Origin of the sequence: Streptomyces sp. NPDC047042 (assembly GCF_040644035.1) — a bacterium.
In the GTDB taxonomy this organism is placed as follows: domain Bacteria; phylum Actinomycetota; class Actinomycetes; order Streptomycetales; family Streptomycetaceae; genus Streptomyces.
Map to the genome: position 1 here is coordinate 72243 of NZ_JBEYVP010000020.1, position 19636 is coordinate 91878.

8 protein-coding genes are annotated in these 19636 nt (G+C 68.9%); 5 read left to right on the top strand and 3 right to left on the bottom strand.

Annotated elements, in window-relative coordinates; genetic code table 11:
* Window positions 1-42: 42 nt before the first annotated feature.
* The gene (locus ABZ855_RS23890) at window positions 43-2889 is read right to left on the bottom strand and encodes an AAA family ATPase (RefSeq protein WP_360809910.1); all 2847 of its coding nucleotides are present in this window, start codon (window positions 2887-2889) and stop codon (window positions 43-45) included.
* Window positions 2890-3295: 406 nt separating this feature from the next.
* Between ABZ855_RS23890 and ABZ855_RS23895 the strand changes: the two genes are divergently transcribed.
* On the top strand, window positions 3296-3418 hold the full coding sequence (locus ABZ855_RS23895; protein WP_360809912.1) for a hypothetical protein: 123 nt from the start codon (window positions 3296-3298) through the stop codon (window positions 3416-3418).
* An 89-nt stretch (window positions 3419-3507) separates the two neighbouring features.
* On the opposite strand, the gene ABZ855_RS23900 is transcribed toward ABZ855_RS23895, so the two are convergent.
* Complete coding sequence (locus tag ABZ855_RS23900; protein ID WP_360809914.1) at window positions 3508-5112, bottom strand: tannase/feruloyl esterase family alpha/beta hydrolase; 1605 nt, start codon at window positions 5110-5112, stop codon at window positions 3508-3510.
* 196 nt (window positions 5113-5308) lie between these two features.
* Here ABZ855_RS23900 and ABZ855_RS23905 point away from each other — a divergent pair, with 196 nt between their 5' ends.
* On the top strand, window positions 5309-5956 hold the full coding sequence (locus ABZ855_RS23905; RefSeq protein ID WP_360809916.1) for a hypothetical protein: 648 nt from the start codon (window positions 5309-5311) through the stop codon (window positions 5954-5956).
* A gap of 88 nt (window positions 5957-6044) precedes the next feature.
* On the opposite strand, the gene ABZ855_RS23910 is transcribed toward ABZ855_RS23905, so the two are convergent.
* Window positions 6045-14030 (bottom strand): ricin-type beta-trefoil lectin domain protein, encoded by a 7986-nt coding sequence (locus ABZ855_RS23910; protein ID WP_360809918.1) that lies wholly within the window; start codon window positions 14028-14030, stop codon window positions 6045-6047.
* A gap of 562 nt (window positions 14031-14592) precedes the next feature.
* Here ABZ855_RS23910 and ABZ855_RS23915 point away from each other — a divergent pair.
* From ABZ855_RS23915 to ABZ855_RS23925, 3 genes are all read left to right on the top strand, one after another.
* Window positions 14593-17778, top strand: a complete 3186-nt coding sequence (locus ABZ855_RS23915) for a DNRLRE domain-containing protein (protein WP_360809920.1) — start codon at window positions 14593-14595, stop codon at window positions 17776-17778.
* A gap of 134 nt (window positions 17779-17912) precedes the next feature.
* Entirely contained in the window at window positions 17913-19094 is a 1182-nt protein-coding gene (locus ABZ855_RS23920) for an XRE family transcriptional regulator (protein ID WP_360809922.1), read from the top strand.
* Window positions 19091-19636 (top strand): hypothetical protein, encoded by a 546-nt coding sequence (locus tag ABZ855_RS23925; RefSeq protein WP_360809924.1) that lies wholly within the window; start codon window positions 19091-19093, stop codon window positions 19634-19636. The genes ABZ855_RS23920 and ABZ855_RS23925 overlap by 4 nt, the downstream gene beginning before the upstream one ends.

The window sequence follows — 19636 nt, forward strand, 5'->3', positions numbered from 1 at the left end:
GCATGGTCCCGCTGTGGTCGGCGCGCCCTTGCCAAGCCCGTGTCAGGAGGCGCGGCGGGCGGTGTCGCCTCCGTGCAGGGCGAGCGTGAGATCGCTCCGCCGCTTGATCCCCAGCTTCCGGTACACCCGGGTGAGGTGCTGTTCGACGGTGCTCACCGTGACGTAGAGCTTGGCCGCTATCTGCCGGTTGCTGTGACCGCGTACCGCCAGCGCCACCACCCGCATCTCCGCGTCGCTCAGTATGCCGACCAGCTCGTCGCTCCCGCCCACCACGGTGGGCGGCCGCTGTCCGGACGGTGCCTCCGCGACCGTGCGGGCCGGCAACTGGACACCGCATTCCTCGGCGAGCTGGCGAGCCCGCAACAGGGCCATCCGACCCTTGCTGTACTGGCCCGCCTCCTGGCGGCACCGGCCGATCTCGTGGAGCGTGTGCGCGAGAACCACCGGGTTGCCGCACTGTTGCGCCGCCTCCAGCGCATGACCGAGCAGCTTGCCGCGCTCCTCCGTGGACACGGTCGAGGCGAGGACCCGCAGGGTCACCGCGCGTACCTGGTGCTGGCCCTGGCGCACCAACCCCAGTTGCTCCGTGGCCAGTTCACGCGCCCGCGCGGTGTCGCCGCGCAGCACATGCACCAGGGCGGCGTCGGTCCTCCACGGCAGCACCGCCGGAACGTCCATGTGCCAGCGTCCGGCCAGCTCGCCGGCCGCGAGGAAGTCGTCCAGGGCCGCCTGCGACTGCCCGTTGCCCAGGAGGGCACGGCCACGGGCGAGCAGGTAGCGCAGGCCCAGCGGAGTCTGGAACATCGCCTCCGGGATCGCCGTCTGAAGCTGGGTGAGGGCGGCGCCGTACGTGCCCAGGAGGGTGTGGGCCTCGATCGCGACACTCAGCGGCAGGCCGATCATGACCCCCCAGCTCGCGGTGGGGATCTCGGCCAGGGCGGCCTCGGCGCGGCGCGCGGCCTCGGCGGGGTTGCCGCGATTCAGAGCGAGCCTGGCCCCCAGACTTGCGAAGAGCGCATGCCAAGCGGGGGCGCGCTGCTTCTCGGTGGCCGAGACGAGCGTGTCGATCCACCGCTCGGCCGACGCGTGGCGCCCGTTGATGAGCAGGATGTCGATCGCGGCGGCGAGGATCGGCACGTTCTCGTCGGTCAACTGGTGGCTGACCAGGGTCTGTTCCGCGGTCAGGGTCGACTGCGGGTTGGGGCCGTCACGCAGCACGCCGACCAGCTCGCACAGGACCTGACTGCGCGAGGACGCCCACCGCGGACCGCCCTCCCCGGGGACCGGGGCACCGGCGCCGTCGCCGTACGCCGTCGCCGGGTACAGCAGGCCGAGCGTGGCGCGACGGGTCTGCAGGTGCGCGGACGCCTCCATGTCCTGCCTCTGCCAGGCGTGCCGCTCCATCCGCTCCAGCGCGTCGAGTGCCGCCTCGGGACGGCCGAACCAGACCAGGGCGTCGACCGGGGCCGAGACGTGCCGTCCCGACAGGTGACCCTCCCGCGCCGCTTCCACGAGCGAGGGGATACGGCGGGCCGCGGTGCGCGGATCGGCTCGCCACTCGGTACGGAAGAGCATCGCGGTCGTGGTGGCGCGGTGCTGTTCGCTCCGGCCGTACTGGTGGGCGGTGGCCAGGCAGTTCAGCGCGAGAGTCGTGTCACCGGTGGCGAGACCCTCCTCGGCCGCCTCCAGCAGCACGCCCGCCGCGCAGTCGTTGTCGATCCGGCTGGCGGCGACCAGGTGGCGGGCGACCGCGGTCACCGGACCGCCGTTCTTGAAGAGAAGGGTTCCGGTCCTCGTGTGCAGGGCGGCGCGCTCCTCGGCGGTCATCTCGTACATGACGGCCGCGCGCGCACGCGGATGGCGCCAGGCGCCGTCCGCGAGGAAACCGGTCTCTTCCAGGACGCCGAGTGTCAGGGAGAGATACTGCGGGTCCACATCCGACAGCCGGGACAACAGCGGGGTGTACAGCGGGTCGTCCAGGACGGCCAACTGCCGCGCGACGGTGCGCACATACGGATCGCAACGGTAGAGGCAGTCGAGGACGGCCTGCTCGAAACGGGGGCCGGCGTGCAGCGCGAACGGTTCTCCCCGCGCGGCGGTGTCCTCGATCAGCCTGCGCACCAGCAGGGGGTTGCCTCCGGTGATGGCGAGGCAGTCGTCGGCGAGGTGCGAGGCCGCCGCTTCGCCGAACTGCGTGGCCAGCAGGGCGCGCACCCCGCCCCGGGACAGGGGAGGCAGCAGCACCCGGTGGGACAGTGGCTCCGGCGGGAGCTCCGCGTTCAGCAGGACGCTGGCGGACTGCGGGGACGGATGCTCGCTGAGGACGAGCAGCAGCGGGGTCGTACGCCGCCGGCGTACCAGGGTGGACAGGCACAGCAGGGACGGGGCATCCGCGTACTGCACGTCGTCGACGCTGATCAGCAGGGGCTGCGAGAGTTCCACGAGATCGTGGAGGACCGTGCCCATCTGGTGGAACAGTCGCGGGGGTATGGTCCCCGGCTGGTGGGGCGTCGCCGTGCCACCCGAGCCGATGGCCATGGCCTGGCCCAGCAGGCCGGACACACGGGTGGCGAAGTGCTGGGGCAGCTCGATCGCCTGGAACAGCTGGGACAGAACGCCGAACGGGACGGGCTGCTCGGCACGGGAGGCCGTCGCGGCGACATGGGTCACCCCCAGGCGCTGGGCATGTGCGGCGAACACGTCCAGAAGTTCGGTCTTTCCGTGGCCGGCGGCCCCGCTCACGACGACCAGGCGGGTGTTGCCCCGGCGAGAGTCCTGCAGGAGCCGGTGGAGGAGGGACAACTGCCCCTCACGCTCGTGCAGTTCCGTGTCTCTCGGGGGCAGGTTGTCGATACCCTCCAAGTCGGCTAACGCTGCGATTGCAGGCATTTCCTTCGACTCCCCTTCGTATTGATTTGTTCACGTGTATGGGGCCGGGGGTGCCGAGCGGTGTTCGCGTTCTCTGGAGCGGAACCAGTAAATACTGGCCGCCCGCCTTCAGGCAATGACGTGTTTAGCGGAGTGGCCGACTCCAATTCCGATTGGGGGTTTTGTGGGTGAGTGCGGCTGACTGGAGGTCCGGTTAACCGCTAAACGTGACCTAAGTCATACCCCCGGCGGAGTCGGCCGACGTTAGGCTCATGCCCCGCGATCTGCGCTCGGGGGTGTGCAGCTGTCGTGGCGGAATGTGTCATTCTCTGAGGTGATCGACCCAGGTTCGGAGATGTTTTTCGATAATGTTACGTGAATTTGAAAAACGCGTGAAATTTCCTGCCCGGCTGCCGAATATTCTCGAATGTCGGTAATTCGCTCACCGCCCCGGCCCGGACAGCCGGGCGGCAACGACAGCGACGCTCTTGAGCGAGGCGACGGTGGCGCGGAGCTGCTCGGCCGGGCCGACCCGCTGGAGAACCGCTGATCCCGGCAGGGTCGGCTCAGTTCATCTGCCAAGCGCCGCCGCAATAGTCCAGCTCCGCGACACACGAACCACGGGCACCTCGGTCGGTATCAGCGCTCACGACCACCTCCCGTCTCGGATCTTCTTGTCGACGTGCTTCCGTGCCGCATCCTCTCCCGGTGGCCGTACGTCGCGGCGCAGCGGAAATTGGCGGCGTCGTCCGTGTTGCCGTGGCCCGTATAGCGAGGGACGGAGGGCCAGCGGCACAGCGGACGGGTGAGATCCCCGTTGCGGCCCAGCAGGGTCTCCGGGGCCTCGCCCTTCTCGACCCATGCCACCAGGGCGGCGAGCGGATCGACCGGAGCGGCGCCGGGGCCGAGATCGCAGTGAGCGACACCGGGTGCCATGAACAGCCGAGCGAACCGCTCGGTACGCCGCGGTCCGCCCGACTCGGCTGCCACGCGCCGGAAGTAGTCGATCGTGCCCTGCGGGAAGATCAGCTCGTCGGCCCAGCCGTGCCAGAGGATCAGCTTTCCGCCCCCGTCCCGGAAGGCGCCGAGGTCGGGATCGTCGGTGCCGAGGATGTCGTGGTACTCGGCCCGGGACTGCTCGAACCAGTCCGCGAAGTCCGCTGTGCCGACCGTGCGCCAGTCGAAGTCCGGGTCCTTGGCCAGCCAGTACCTGAACCAGTCGGCCGCGATCGGGAACGGCGTGGCAGCCCCGGTGGAGTTGCTGCCGGCGAGCCCGATGAAGGAAGCGCCCGGTGTCAGGCCGTACCAGAGGAACGAGCCGTCCTGGCCACGCGGTCCCTGCCAGATCTTCTCGACGACGGCCGCGTCCTCGGCGGTGACGGTGCCGCAGGCCGTCTTCATGCCGATCAGCCGCGACGGGTCGAAGCGGCAGGCCAGGGGATCGACGATTCCGTCCCGCACCCCGTCGTCGCCGTCGCAGGCCGCGACGACCGCCCTGCCCAGCGCCTCGAAGACGCAGGGGCTGATGACATGGCCGCGCTCCCGCATCACGATCTGCGGCCACAACGCCGCGGGGACGAACCGGTCCCAGTTGACGGCGGGCGCCGCGGAGAGGATGCCGTCGTAGTCCTCGGGGTGGCGCTGGGCCTCCATCAGGCCCTGCCGGCCGCCGGTGGAGCAGCCGTTCCAGTACGAGTAGGCGGGGGCCTGGCCGTAGTACGCCTCGGTCACCGCCTTGCCCTTGACGGTCATCTCGTGGAGCGAGCGGCGGGCGAAGTCGGTGACGAGGTTCTGTCGCATCCCGGCCGGCGACCACGCCCACGCGCCGGACAGGGCGGACGCGGTGTGGCCCGTGTCGGTGGACGCCGCGGCGTAGCCCGCCTCGGCCGCGCTGTCGGGCGGGGTGAGCACGCCGACGTAGCCGGCGCCTCCGACCCCCTGGAACCGTCCGTTCCAGTCGTACACCGGCAGGGAGACCGCGACGGTGACGCTCTCGGGAACCGTCAGGCGCACCCGGCAGATGCCGTCTTCTTCCTCGGCCCCGGTGACGCGAGTGCCGTCGGTGAAGGTCAGCTCGGTCAGGCTCACGCAGGGTCTCGCCGGTGCGAAGGAGGCCGTGGAGGTTGTCCGGCTTGCCGGGGACACGGCCGTCAGGCCGATCGACAGGACCAGGCCGCAGAGGAAGGCCCACCGGAATCGGCGGGCGGAGCGGAGGGAACCGGCCTGGGACGTCGGGGAGTTCATCGCCTCTGCTTCCTCTTGTCGTTGTGTCCTTGCGGAAGTCCGCGGTGGAACTCCGGTCCATGATGCGGCCCTTCCGCATCACCGTCGCCACGCAGGCCAGGTGCAGACCAGGGCCTGGCCGTACGATGCCGGTGTGGAAGAGCTCCTGCACCCCCGAAGCGACAGCGTCCGGCGATTTCTCCGCCGCTGGTACGGCATGTCCGATGAATCAGCGGAACCCGCCTTCCCGCAATTCGCGGACGTCCCCCGCGAACTGGCCGAATGGCACAAAGCGGCTTCTTCGACCGGAATGCGGGTCACGTTCCAGGATCATGCGGTGAAACCGGCCGACCTGAAAAGGGAAGCCGACGGAATGCTGGTTTTCTGGATCGAGAACCAGCACGGCTACTACTGGGCCGTGGATCCGGAATCGACGGACCGGCAGGTTTTCGACCGCACGAACACCTCCGACACATGGAGGCCCACCGGCGAGAACCTCGAGCGGTTCCTGCTGCACCGCACCGTGCACGAGGCTCTGCTGGGAACGGAGGTGAAGTTCTCCGCCGTGGTGCCGACCGAGGTGCTCGAATCCGGAGCGTTGAACGGGTTCTCGGCCCTTCCCTTCGCCCCCTTGGTCAACGAGTCTTCGTCGACCCGTTGGCTGTGCGGTGGCGACGCCCTGGCCAGGATCGCCCCGCCGCCGGCCGGCTACGCCCCGCCGGGCCAGGAAAGCTGGATGCTCACCATCGCCGCCGCGCCCGGCGCTGACCTCCGGAGGTACCGCTCCGGCCTGGAACCCCACGTTCTTGAAAGGCCACGCCGCGAGGAACGGCCCGACGAGTCGATCCCGGCGCCCCCCTTCTGAAACCCTCGATCCGCGCCGAGAAACACGTCTGCCGGTGGAGCGTCCACACGCCCCACCGGCAGACCGGTCCCGCTAGCTCACTGAGGGATCACCTGCGGTTCCCGCGGAAGTGGGTCGTCCCCCCTCCGACGACGGTGACCCAGAGATCCGAGCCATGGGGCAGGGCGTCCTCGATGTTGATTCCTCCGTAGTCGAAGCGTCCGTCGCAGTAGCCGCAGACGCCGCCAGGGTGATTGATGTACACGTGGCCCTGCCGGATGTTGTTCAGCCGCATGTAGGCCGCGGCCTGCATCTCGACGTGGTGGCGGTTCTCCTCTGTCATGCCCGGAATGGTCCGCCAGTCGACGACGCCGTTGGTGTCACGAGCCGCGTTGCTGTCCTGGCTGAGGAACCCGCCGGAGTCCGGTCCACTGCCCAGCGGAATCTGCTCGACCTGGGTGTCCAGCACTCCCGAGGTCTGGCGCGTCTGCTCGGAGGTCCAGACTTCGCACGCCTGTCCGCTGGTGTTGTGGTTGAGGACCGAGGTCCCCGCCGCCACCACGTAGAACGTGTGGAGATCGCCGACCGTGAGGTTGTGGACGGTCGCTCGCTGTGCCGTCCAGCGCTGGATCGCAGCGATCTGGACGTACGTGCCGGCGCTCGTCTGCAGCCACTGGCCCGACTTCAGGTCGGTGGCGGCGATCCACTCGCCGAGCTCGGGGACCCAGAACGGGTGGCCGTCGGTCGCGGTGACCTGGGCCGTCTTCGTGCCCTTCGCGCCGTCGGTGTCGATGGTGACCCTGACGAGGTGCTTGAGGCCCTGGCCCCTGATCTCGGCCGTGACCGTCTCGATCCGGGTCTCGCCCGTCCTCGGGTCGGTCGCGACGATCTTGTCGCCCGTTCTGACCTGCTCGATCGGCTTGGTGGAGCCGTCGGCCATCAGGACCTTCGTGCCGGGCACGAAGCTGTTGCAGCCGCCGCCTCCGTCGGTCCTGCCCGAGCCACCGCTGCCGCTGGATCCACCGTTGTTGCGCGAGGAACCGCCGGAGCTGCCACCGGGCTTGGAACCGCCGCCCTTGCCGCCCCCTCCGGAGCCCTTGCTGGTGGACACCTTCGGGGCCGCCTTGGCCTGGGCCTGCTTCTGGACGGCGTTGCCGGTCTTCTTCGTCTGGGCGACCGCCTTGTCGGCCGTTCTCCTGGCCTGTTCGGCGGCTTTCTTCTTCGCTCTCTGCGCGGCCTCCTTCTTGGCCTTCTCGATCGCCAGCTTCTTGGCTCTCAAGGCCGCCGCCTCGGCCGCCTTGGCGGCCTTGAGCACGGCCTCGGCCGCCTTCTTGGCGGTCTTGAACGCCTGGATGGCGTCGATGGTGCGGTTGATCGCCTTCAGGACCGACGGGATCTTGCCCAGCTTCGTCCAGGGAATGGCGTCCAGGATGATGCTGCCGCACGACCACATGTCACCGCCGAAGCAGGCCATGGCGTCGTTGATGCCGATGAAGTCCTTCAGCGTCTCCCAGGCCACGGCCAGGATCACCGAGGTCAGGGACTTGCCCATGGTGGATTGTGCCTGCGCGACCTGGGCGGCCGACAGACCCGCACCCACGAGGGCCGCGGCCCGCTCGGAGGCGGTCAGGTTGATCGCCAGACCGGTCGGGTCGGAATGCGTGACCGGGTTGTTGTGCGCGTAGGCGTAACCGTTGGACTGCAGCGGGTCGTTCAGGTCCACGATCGGGTCCGCGGACAGGAAGCGTCCCACCACCGGGTCGTAGAGCCGGGCGCCCAGCGGCTGGAAGCCGGAGGCGTCGTCCCGGGTCTGGCCCGTGAAGCCCCTGTGGCTCTGGAGGTTCACGCCGGCGACGTCGGCGCCCCGCTGATTGCCGAACGGGTCCTGCTTGCGGATCCGGACGGGCATACCGGTGCCGAGGACGACCTCCGTGTACACGCTGGCCTGGTGGTCCATGGTCTGTGCGACCAGGGACTCCGACCCGGTTCCGTTGGCGTAGCGCATGACCGCGCCACCGGGCGAGGAGTAGGTGCGCTCGGTACGGACCAGGACGCCGCCCGACTGGACGGTGACCTGGGCGTCGCCCAGATTCAGCGTGGCCTGCTTGCCCTGGATGGTGAGGAGCCGTTGGCCCGTGGGCCCGTAGATGTGCCGGGTGTCGGACTGCGGCAGCCACTGCTGGGCGGCCTGGGCCGCGTCACAGGTGGCCAGGACGATCGGCGTGGAGTTCACGTTCGCCGCGCCCTGCACCGCGAGGCACAGGTTGGAGTCGGCGTGCGTCAGCTGACCGGCCGCGTTCCGCTTCAGGTGCTGTGCGGCGGTGCCGTTGCACTTCTGCAGCTGGACCGCGGAGCCCGCGGCGTTCGCGGCCGGCTGGAGGCACCAGTTGTCGTAGACCTCCAGGGTGCCCAGGTTGGAGCTGGGCTGCGGAGCCGACGTCGTGCCGGGGACCGGGTCGAAGTGCCAGCTCTGCGCCACCGTGGAGTTGCACTGGTACAGCTGGATCGGCTGGCCCGCGGTGGCGAGCCCGGACTTGAGGTCGAGGCACTTCTGGCCGAGACCCACATACGGGGTCTTGCCACCGGTGCCCTGACCGGTGACGCGCTCCACCTGGCCGTCGTAGGTCCAGGTCAGGTCCTGCTTGTCACCGTTCTCGACCGAGGTGATCGTCCTGGTCTCGCCGGTCAGCTCGTACAGACGCGTGGCCTCGGCCGTCACCTGAGCGCCGGTGGGCGTCTTGTAGGCCTTCGACACCTTGGTCAGCGTGTGCGGCTGGTCCTTGGCGGCGTTCTTGCCGTACGCATACGTGGAGACGGCGTTCTTGGTGGTGTCACCGCCGAGGTCGTTCTCGGTCAGTCTGGTGCGGTTGCCGAGCAGGTCGTAGTCGTACTCCTGCCAGTAGCCGGCGCCGTCCTTGCCCGCGGCGACACGGAGGGTGCCGTCGGCGTTCTTGTTCAGCGAGCCGTCCGGGTTCCGCGGGTTGACACAGGAGGTCTGGTCCTTGGAGGTCCAGGCGGCCTTCAGCTGACCCAGCGGGTCATAGTTGAAGCACTGCCGCTCCTCGATCCCGACGGACTTCTCCTGGATCGAGGTGACGTTGCCGGCCGGGTCGTAGGTGTAGGCCCGGTTCGACACCAGGTTGCCGCCGACCAGACTCGCGGTGTTCTGCTCGCGGTAGACCTGCTGGTCCTTGAGCTCACCGCTGCTCTCGTCGAACGCGTTCTGCGTCCAGACCCGGTAGGGCTGGGCGCCCAGGGTCGAGCGGAGCAGCTGGCCCTGCGGGTCGTACACGGTCTCCGAGCCGTACCAGTCCTTGCCGGAGACGGAGAGCGGCTTGCCGTCCTTGTTGTAGCGGACGACCAGCTTCTCCTCCGCGAACTTTCCGATCTTCGGAAGGGTGCTCTCCTCCAGCACTCCGGTGTCCGAGTAGGAGTAGTTGTAGGTGTAGTCCTTCTCCAGACCCCACGCGGCGGCGATGGAGTCCGGCAGGGACAGCGTGGTCGAGGTCGGCTGGTAGTCCTTCGTGTAGCCGTTGACCTTCTGCGTGTACGCCAGGCCGTCCGTGTAGCGGGTGGCGTGGGCGGGCATGCCCTTGCCGCCGGCGACGAGGTCGTACGCGTAGTCCGCGAGGACCGTGCCGTTGGCGTCGCCGAGACGCTGCTGCTTCGGCCGGGACAGTTCGTCGTAGCCGTTCCAGACCGTCACACCGCGGGCATTGGCCGAGGTCAGCATCCGGTCCCGGTTGTCGTACGTGATACGGGTGGTGCCCGAGTCCGGGTCGGTGGAGGTGTCCATCCGGCCGCGGTGGTCGAACGTCCAGGACCACGGGTGTGCCGTGTCCGCGGAGTTGACCGCCTTCACCAGCCTGCCGTGGTTGTTGTACTCGTAGGCCATCGAGACCCGGCCGCCCGGGGCCGCCGGGTTGAAGGTGTCCACCCGGGCCGTGCGGCCCAGCGCGTCGGTGTAGACGCGGTAGGACGAGGCGCCCTGCGGGTTGACGACCTTCGACCAGTCCTCGCCGTACTCGTACTTGGTGGCCCGGTCCTCGTACGCCTTTGAGGACGACTCCTGGGAGATCGGGTCGATCCACTTGAGGTACGGCGTCTCCTGCGTCACGCGGCCGAGACCGTCGTAGGTGTAGCGCGTGATGTTGGGGACGGTGACGTCCGAGACCGGGATGAACAGCTCGCCCGGCTTGGCCTCGTCGGTCAGATAGGCGTTGTTCGTCTGGTAGACCTCGCCGGACGTGTTGTACAGCGTGTCCGTGATCAGCCAGCCGGCGTCATTGCCGGCTTCCTCCTGCGTCTGCCGCTCACGGCCGAGGCCGTCGTAGAGCGTGACAGAGGTCTCGACCCGGTTGTCGTAGCCCCGCGCGTAGCTGGTGACGTACGGAGGCTTGCGGATCTTGATGTTCGGGTCGGTCGGGTCGGTCTCCTCCACGGGGATCGTGTAGACCGCGCGGAAGTCCGGCACCGAGGAGGCCGAGGGGGTGCGACCCGGGGCCCACGCCTCGGAGAGCCGGCCCAGCGGGTCGTACTTCGCCTCGCTGACCAGGTCGTTGGCGTCGGTCGTCTTCAGCGAGACCGAGCGGCCCGGCTCCAGTTCCTGGATCTGTCTGTGCCCGAGCACATTGGTCGTGGTGACCTTGAAGACCTGGCCCGTGGCCGGACCTTCGGACTCGTAGGCGATCGTCGAGGACTTCGGGATCGGCTTGGCCAGCTGGTCCGGGTCGGTCTGCCGGACGACCCGGCCGATCTCGTCGAAGCCGGTGGTTCCGTCGGTCTGGAACCCGGTGCCGGTGCCGTTCAGCGACCACGACTCGGTGGCCAGACCGCGGGTCGAGGCCGACAGCGGCGTGCCGTACTCGGTGCCGTCGTACGCGGTCCGGGTGGCCCCGCTCAGCGTCGTGAGGTCGCTCCAGTTCGCGGCCGCGCAGGTCGTCGGCGAGACGAGGACCTGCTTGCTCAGACCGATCAGGTTCTTGTCGGTCCGGTGCACGTACTCGGACTTGGTGCAGGACTCGTCACCGGTCTTGTTCGCCGCGGTGTCGCCCAGGGACTCCACCAGCGTCGGCAGACCGTACGTCGGGTCGTACGTCGTCGTCGTCCGCACCGAGCGCACCGTGCGCGTGTCGTCGGAGTTGGTGCCCGACGACTTGGTGTACGCGGTCTCCTCGGGCTCCGTGACCCGCCAGGCCCGCAGCGGGGTCAGGCCGTCGTCGCGGTTGCGTCTGGCGAGTTCGGTGGCCTCGGGCTTGGTGACGGAGCGGGTCAGCCAGTCGGAGTCGGCCTTGGTGGAGTCGACGTAGCTGAGCTCCTCGGCTATCCGGCCGGCGAACGGCTCCTCGTCCTTGGCGATCTCGGCGCCCGTGATGTCCTTCACGGACACGGTGTCGCCGAGGCCCCGGAAGAAGCGGGTGACGGCCTTGGAGCGCTGGTTGGCGGTGTCCGGGGTGCCGTCCTGGTTGACCGGGCCGGTCAGGACCGTGGTCTGCTCGACGCCCGCGAACTGCGAGTAGGTGCGCTGGGACTTCTTGGTGAACTCGGCCTCGGCGAGCTTCCAGGCCGGGTTCTTGTACTGGTACTCGGTCCTGGTGGTGAAGTTGCCGTCGATGTTCGGCAGTTCCTCGACGGTGTCCACGACGTACTTGTGGAACCAGTCGATGTCCTCGACCTCGGGGTCGGGGTTCCAGAACGACGGGTAGCAGAGCCGGTTGTTCGTCTTGAGCTGCGCCTGCAGCCGGGCCATGGCCGCGGCCCGGGTCTCGCCGGGCTGCTGGTCGAGCAGGGGCAGGTCACCGGTGAGGCAGTCGCCGTCGATCTTCTTGTAGTTGACGACGGTCTCACCGCCGTACTCGTTGACGACGCGGCCGATACGCAGCCGGGAGAAGCCGGGGCGCGAGGTGTGGACCGCCTTGACGCGGTTCGGCATGTCCTCGGCGTTGGGCTCGAACCGCACCGTGTTGAGCGTGACGCTCGCGTCGGTGGAGCCGTTGCGGGCGTAGCCGGTGCGCTGGACGGACTCCAGCCACAGGGCGGTGTTCGGGCCGGTCAGCAGCTTGGCGAAGCTCTGCTTCAGCTGGTACTCGTCGACGACCTGACGGGCGGCGGTGTCGGTGCGCCGCTGGGCCGAGGTCGTGATCTTGTCGAGGCGCTTACGGGTCCAGAAGGACGGCCCGGCGTTCCAGCACTTCTTGCCGGACTCGCAGCGCAGGTCGGCCGGGGTGTCGAACCAGGGCCGGTAGTTACGCGGGTCCTTGGACTTGAAGTTGTCCTCGGAGCAGGTGACCTCGGCGACGGTGTAGCAGCGCTCCTTGACGGTGAAGCCGACCCGCGCCGGGGCGGCCACCGTGTAGATGCTCTCGCTCCGCTGGCCGTAGTCGATGTGGTCGAGCCAGCCGTCGCGGTCGTAGACGACCGGGTCCTTGAAGTTGAAGTTGCGGGCGTAGTAGTTCTGGTCCTTGTTCCACCACAGCGACATGGCGTTGCCGTGGACGTCCTCGACGTAGTCGAGACCCCAGCGCCAGCCCTGCGTGCAGTGGGAGTTGGTCCAGTCGGTGGTCGTCGGACCCTGGTAGCAGTCCTCGCCCGAGTGGTTGCCGTAGACCGGGACGGTGAGCACCGAGCCGGTGGTCGGGTCGTCGGCGGCGGCGCCGTGGTCGGACCACTTCGGCAGCCTGTTCTTGCCGAAGTGGTACTTGGTGCCGTCCTTGGTGGTGACGACCCAGTACTCACCGTCCCTGGCGCCGTTGCCGGTGGCCTCGCCCTTGACCAGCTGGACGGTGGAGCCGTCGCCGTTGGCCGTGAACCACTTGCCGGTGGGCTTGCCTTCGGCGTCCAGCGGGCCCTTGGTCGCGTCGAAGACCAGCTCGGTGGTCGTACCGCCGAGCGAGAGGGTGGCGTTCTCCGAGCCCCAGCAGAGGTCCGCGGTGCGGTGGGTGGAGTTGTTGGAGCCCGCCTTCTTGGAGTCCTGGCGGCAGTTGGCGTACGTACGCGTGACAGCGCCCGCGTTGTAGTCCCAGCCGTCGCCGATCCAGGAGGCCTGGTTGTTCGTGGACGACGTGCGGCCGTCGACGGACTGCGAGGAGTACGACAGGCCGACCTTCGGCATCAGTCCGCCGGCGGTCTCCGGGGTCTGCACCTGGTACGAGTAGGTGAAGGCGCCCGAGGACGAGCCCGACGACCAGGAACCGGAGGACAGCAGCGGTGAGGCCGTGAAGTCACCGGACGCCGACGAGCCGGTGTCGAGGGCACCGATGGCGGCTCCGTCGTTCGCCGCGACCACGGGCTGGACGCCGTCCCGGAAAGCGGCCTGCGTCGCCTTGGAGGAGGACACGAAGCCCTCGCCGACGAGGCTGGAGACCGGGATGGTGCCGCCGAGGATCTTGCGTGTCGGGGCGTTCCTGGCCGCGGTGGACCTGGTGGGCGCGTCCTTGGCGGCCACGGTCCGTACCGTGCTGCGCAGCCGCTGGAAGTTCGCCTTGCCGTTCTTGACGTCCTTGTCCCCCTGGGAGACGGACATCGTGGTGATACCGCCGCCGTCGGCGCAGTCGCCCTCGGTCGGGGCGGAGTAGACGCACTCGGGCAGCACCATCAGACCGAAGCGGTCTGCGGCCTGCGGTCCGTAGAGGTCGGCGAAGCCGGTGGTGTCGATGCTGATCGCCACTTCGGCGGCCGGGTCGACGGTGGCCGGCGGGGTGAGCTTCATGACGATGCCGGAGACGCCCGCGTCCTGCGAGGTCGTCTGCGGGGCCACGCCCACGGTCCAGTTGCCGGCGAGACCGGCCGGGTCACCGCCCGCCGGTACACCGATGGCGACCGGCAGGTTGTTGCTGACCGGCTTGGTGGTGCCGGGTGCGTCACCGGTGGAGAGGGTGGCGCTGCCGGTACCGGAGGTCCAGGGCGCGACGGCGGCGGGGGTGTACGGGTCGACCGGGTTCTCCGGTGCCAGCGTCAGGGTCTTGTCGGCGGCCTCGTCGCCCTCGACCTCGGTGGCCTTCGGCAGGTCCGGAAGGTCGACCTCGGCGATCGACTTCTCGCGGCTCATGCCGGGGTCGGGGACGGCCATGGCCTCCCCGCCGAGGCTGGTGACCATCAGCGTCGAGGACAGCAGAAGAACGGTCGCCGTGCGGCTCAGCCGCCGGCGCCTTCGTTGTGAATGTGTCAGGGCTGGGCGTCCATGCCTCAGCCATGACAGCGGACCTGAAGCACGCATACGCGTGGCCCCCCACCTGGCAATTCGTTCAACGGACGAGGTGCGCGAACACCACAAAACACACGTCTGACTCAGACGCGTGCGTGCGCACTCTCCGCCATGCCCCCCACACAATTCAAGATCGACCGCGGGCCCGAACTTCTGTGAAAGTGATCTGAGTCACAGCGTGAAACCGGCCAGATCGTCCTGACGGTGATCTAGCGGGCGGGTCGGACAAGTCGCTTGATCATGATGAATATGGCCTGCTAAAAGCCCTAAACCGGCCCTACTTGACACTCCGTCACGCCTACCTCATATGTTCATAACAAACGCTTAACTAATTCATACATAGACGTGATACGGCGAATGTGTGATCGTATCCGCGCCTTCTGCCCCACGGCCTGCCGAACGGGGCTGTCTGTGCTGCCCTCAATCCGCTTGGTTCCCACGGGAGTAGACCGCCGTGACCGCGCCGCCCCGATATCTCAGCCCCTTCGTGCGCACGCGCACCCGGCTGTCCCTGACCCTCGGCCTCGTCCTGGCCGCCCTGACCGCAGCCCTGCTGCCCTGGTGGCACCCCGCCGACTCCACCCCGGCGAAGGCCGACGGCACCACCGGCACCACCGACGCCGCCCCCGCCTCCACGGGGCCGCGCGACGAGGCCGCCGCGGTGGCCCAGGCCCGGCGCACCGGCAAGCAGGTGCTCGTCGACACGGCCACCACGGCCACGACGCTGACCTGGGCACTGCCGGGCGGCAACCTGAAGAGCCGGATCACGGCCACCCCGGCCCGGGCGAGGAACGCCAAGGGCGAGTGGGCACCGATCGACAACACCCTCAAGCGAACGGCCAACACGCCCAAGGGCCTTGGTATCGCCCCCGGGAACCCGGCCGTCCCGGTGCGCTTCGCGAGCGGCACCGCTCGAAAGGCACGCGCCGACCGGTCGTTCGCCCGCGCCGGCACCCCCGGTGACACCGTGCTGGCCGAGGTCGAACTCGGCGGCCACACCGTCGCGTACACCTGGCCGGGCCCCCTGCCCGAGCCGGTGCTCGACGGACCGCGCGCCCTCTACTCGGAGGTGCTGCCCGACGTAGACCTGCTGCTCGTGGCCCGCGAAGAGGGCGGCATGGCGCAGGTACTGATCGTCAAAACCCCCGAGGCCGCGCGGAACAAGGCGCTCGCCACCGTCTCGTACGGGCTGCGCTCCGACACCGCCGTCTTCCGGCAGGACACCCGCGCCAGCCGGGTCCGGGTCCTGGACAAGGGCGGCAAGGAGATCGGCTCCATCCCGACCCCGTTCGCCTGGGACTCCAGCGGCCGTGACCCCGAACTGCCCCCGGGCACCCCGAACCGTACGGCGGTCGCCACCCCGGCCGAGGTGCTGAGACTGTCGGGCCTCACCGGTGTCGAACCCGGCGCCGAGTCCGCCGCCCTGTCCATCGGTCTGGACGGCGCGAACACCGGCACCGCCCGCCTGAAGCTCGGCTTCGCCGCCACCGGGCTCGCCACCCGCGAGGACGTCACCTACCCGCTGTTCGTCGACCCGCCGCTGAACCCCGGCTGGGACGCCTGGACGGTCGCCTACAAGCCGTATCCGAGCACAAGCTTCTTCAACGGCACCAACTTCTCCTCCGGCACCTCGGACGCCCGCGTCGGCCACGAGAGCGACACCGGCGGCACCGCCCGCTCGTTCTGGCGCATGGACTGGTCGAGCAGCATCAAGGGCGCGGAGATCAAGTCCGCGACCTTCAAGATCCTCAACAACCACTCCTGGTCCTGCACGACCCGCGAGTTCCAGCTCTGGCGTACGGGCCCGATCTCGTCCGGCACGACGTGGAACGCCCAGCCGAGCTGGTCCGACGAACTCCAGCGCAAGTCCTTCGCGCACGGCTGGTCGACCTCCTGCCCCGACGACGACGAGGCCTTCAACGTCAAGGACGCCGCCCAGTACGCCACGAACAACGGCCACTCGACGCTCACCCTCGGCATGCGGGCCACCAGCGAGTCGGACACCCAGACCTGGCGCAAGTTCAAGGCGACCTCGGCGGTCGTCGAGGCCGTCTACAACCGCAAGCCGAACGAGCCCACCGACGGTGAGACCGTCCCCGGCGGAGACTGCGTCGTCGGCGCCCCGGGCCGTACGGTCGGCAAGGGCAACCTGATCCTGAAAGCGAAGGCCACCGACCTCGACGGCAACCTGAAGGGCCTGCGCTTCCGCTTCTGGAAGAAGGACACGACCGCCCCGGCCGGCGTCCTGGCCACCAACCTCAGCAGCGGCTGGGCCTCGACGACCATCCTGGCGGCGTCCCTCGAGGACAAGGCCACCTACTTCTGGGACGTACGCGCGGAGGACTCCGACACACCCACCTCGGCGGTCTCCACCTACTTCCCGCCGGGCACCACGGCATGCGCCGTGACCATCGACGGCTCCGGCCCGCCCGCGCCGGCCGTGGCCACCGACGTATGGCTGCGGTCCACCCCGAACGGCGCCACCTGGGCGACGGTGAAGTTCGGCGAGACCGGCCCGATCACCTTCTCCTCCCCGGGCGCGAAGAGGTTCACCTGGGCCTGGGGCGGCGTCGCCCCGACCTCCATCGACGCCGACGCGAACGGCAACGCCACCGTCCCCGACCTGCGTCCGCCGAACGCCGGCCCCAACACCCTCCAGATCTACGCCTACGACAGCCTCGGCAACCCGAGCGCGCGCACGGACCACACGACGTACGTCCCCCCGAAGGAGAACGCCGACACCCCCGGCGACACGGGCGGCGACGGCACCCCCGACCTGCTCGTCATCGACGCGGCGGGTGCCCTCAAGACCTACCCGGGCCAGCCGGACGGGGAGCTCTACGCCTCACTGACCTCCTCGTACACCAGGGCCACCGACGGCACGGCGACCCTCAACCCGCCCGGCCACTGGTACGACGCGGCCTCGACGCTCGGCAACAAGGCCGCGCTGATCGCCCACTACCAGGACACCTACCCGGGCGACGGCACCACGGACCTCTTCGCCCGCACCCCCGACGGCGGCTTCTGGCTCTACCCCGGCGACGGCTACGGCTCCTTCGACGTCGCCCAGCGCATGAAGATCCGCCTTCCGTCCAACGCCCCCGCACCCTCCACCTGGATCCAGCTGAAGGCCCTCGGCGACATCACCGGCGACAAACTGCCCGACCTGGTCCTGCGCAACGCCGCGGGCCTGTGGGTCCTCTCCGGCTACACCGGCGGCAGCGTCCAGACGGCCACCCAGATGAACGCCGACGCCTGGGCCCGCCGCGACGTCGTCAACCTGGCCGACATGAACAAGGACGGCGTGGCCGACCTGCTCTGGCGCAACCTCGACAACGGCAACATGTACCTCCGGCGCGGCAAGCCGGGCACGGCCGCGGGCAGCGTGGACCTCAACTCCCTGATGCTGGCGACAAACGCGGTCAACGGGGACGAGCCCTTCGGCACGAGCTGGACGGAGGCGAACGTCAACTCGGCGATCGGAATCCCGGACCTCAGCGGGGACGGAATCCCGGACATCTGGGCTCGGTTCGCGTCGGACGGCCACATGTCGATCTATCACCCGTCCACCACGAACACGAACGGTCCGGTGAAGACGGTGATCGGGTCGGGGTGGAACGAGAAGTTGGCGTTTGGGTGAGGTGATTCCGCTCGGGCTTGGTGGGTGGGTCCCTGGTGCCGGTGTTCGGTGCGGGGACTCACCCGTTTCCGTACTCGTACTACACGTCTTCCGGTCGTGTTGCGATTTTCGCATCTGGCTCATATGGTGAACCCATGGGTGAATCTGTGACCGATCGTGTACGCAAAGTCATGGAGTCGGCTTCGGTCAACCAGGCGACGTTCGCCGAGACGATCGGCCTGACCCCCGACAAGCTGTCGAAGTCCCTCGGCGGCGTCCGCAGGTTCACGTCCCTCGATCTCGCCCGCATCGCCGAGTTCGGCAACACGACGGTCGACTGGCTTCTGACCGGCAAGGAACCACTGCGCCCCGCCGTGGCGGCCCGCGCCGGCGCACGGGCGATCGATGAGGTCGGCCGAGGAAGACTCCAGGATCTGGTCGAGAGGTTCACCACGGCACACGAGGTGATCGACCTCCTGGGCCTTTCGCCCGACCTGCCGAAACTGCCCGCGGTCCGCTCGGACCTCAAACGCTACGTCGACCAGGGCGTGGCCCTCGCGGAGGACGCGCTCGCCGGACTGGCGGCCATGGGCTCGCCCACGGTCAGCGGCTTGGACACCGCCGACCTTCTCCAGGCCATGGAGCACACCTTCGGTGTCGACGTGGCGAAGATCGGTCTGCCGGAGGGAATCGACGGGGCCGCCTGGCAGGCGGACGGGTTCCGGCTGATCATGATCGCCCGCACGGACGTACCGACGCGTCAGCGCTTCACGCTGGCCCACGAACTGGGACACATCCTGGCCAAGGACGCCCAGGACCTGCTGACGGAGACTCATCTGTCCCCGGGACACCAGAAGGACCTGACGGAAGTACGCGCCAACGTGTTCGCCGCCAACCTCCTGATGCCCCGGAGCGAGATCAGCTCGGTCGTACGGAAGGACGACCTCACGGACGAGCAACTCACCGCACTGGTCGTGCGCTTCCAGGTGTCACCCAGCGCGCTGGCGGCACGACTGGTTCAGTTGGGTGTCATTTCGGCGGAGACAGGGAACAGACTGCGCGGCCTCACAACCCAGACCTGCCACTGGCTCACCGGACAGAGCGACCTCTTCGAGGCCCGCAAGACGTGGTCGCTGGCCAGACGACTGCCCTTCCGCCCGGCGCAGTTGCTGTACGAGGCGTATCTGTCCGGCGACACCACCCTGCGCCCGCTGGCCGCGTACACAGGCGTGGACGTGGACGAGATCCGCGAGTTGCTCGAACCCGAACCGATTCCGGCGGAGGGCACGACGACCACCCCCGACGTGGGCGAAGGGGACTTGGTCTTCCAGCCATGACGCGCCACTGCTGGTTCCCCGACAACACCGTGCTGTGCAACTTTTCCGCCGTAGACCGTCTGAGCCTCCTGGAGAAGGTCCTTGACGGCCGAGGCCGTTGGACACAGGCGGTAGCGGCTGAGGCCGAACAGTCGAAACGGTACTGGCCCACACTGAGCCAAGTACTCACCGACGGATGGCTCGGCGACCCCATCGAGATCGACGACCCGGCCGAAACCGCCCTGGTGGACCGTATCCGCCGCGTCGTCTTCGCGGGGTCCCCGTCCCGGCCCCTGCAACACCTGGGCGAAGCGGAGACGATGGTGGTCATCGAGCATCGCAGCGGGTTCGAGCGCTCGGTGTGGATCACTGACGACGGCGAAGCGGGCCACTATGCGCGCCGCAAGGGCATCTGCGTCAAGAACACCGTCGACATCATGCGCGAGGCCGTCACGGACGGCCTCGTCATGGCCGACGACGGTTACCGCCTCCTCCTGGGGATGGAGCAGGCGGGACGGCATCTGCGGGGTGTTCCGCACAGGGCTGATGACTTGCTGCGCTGA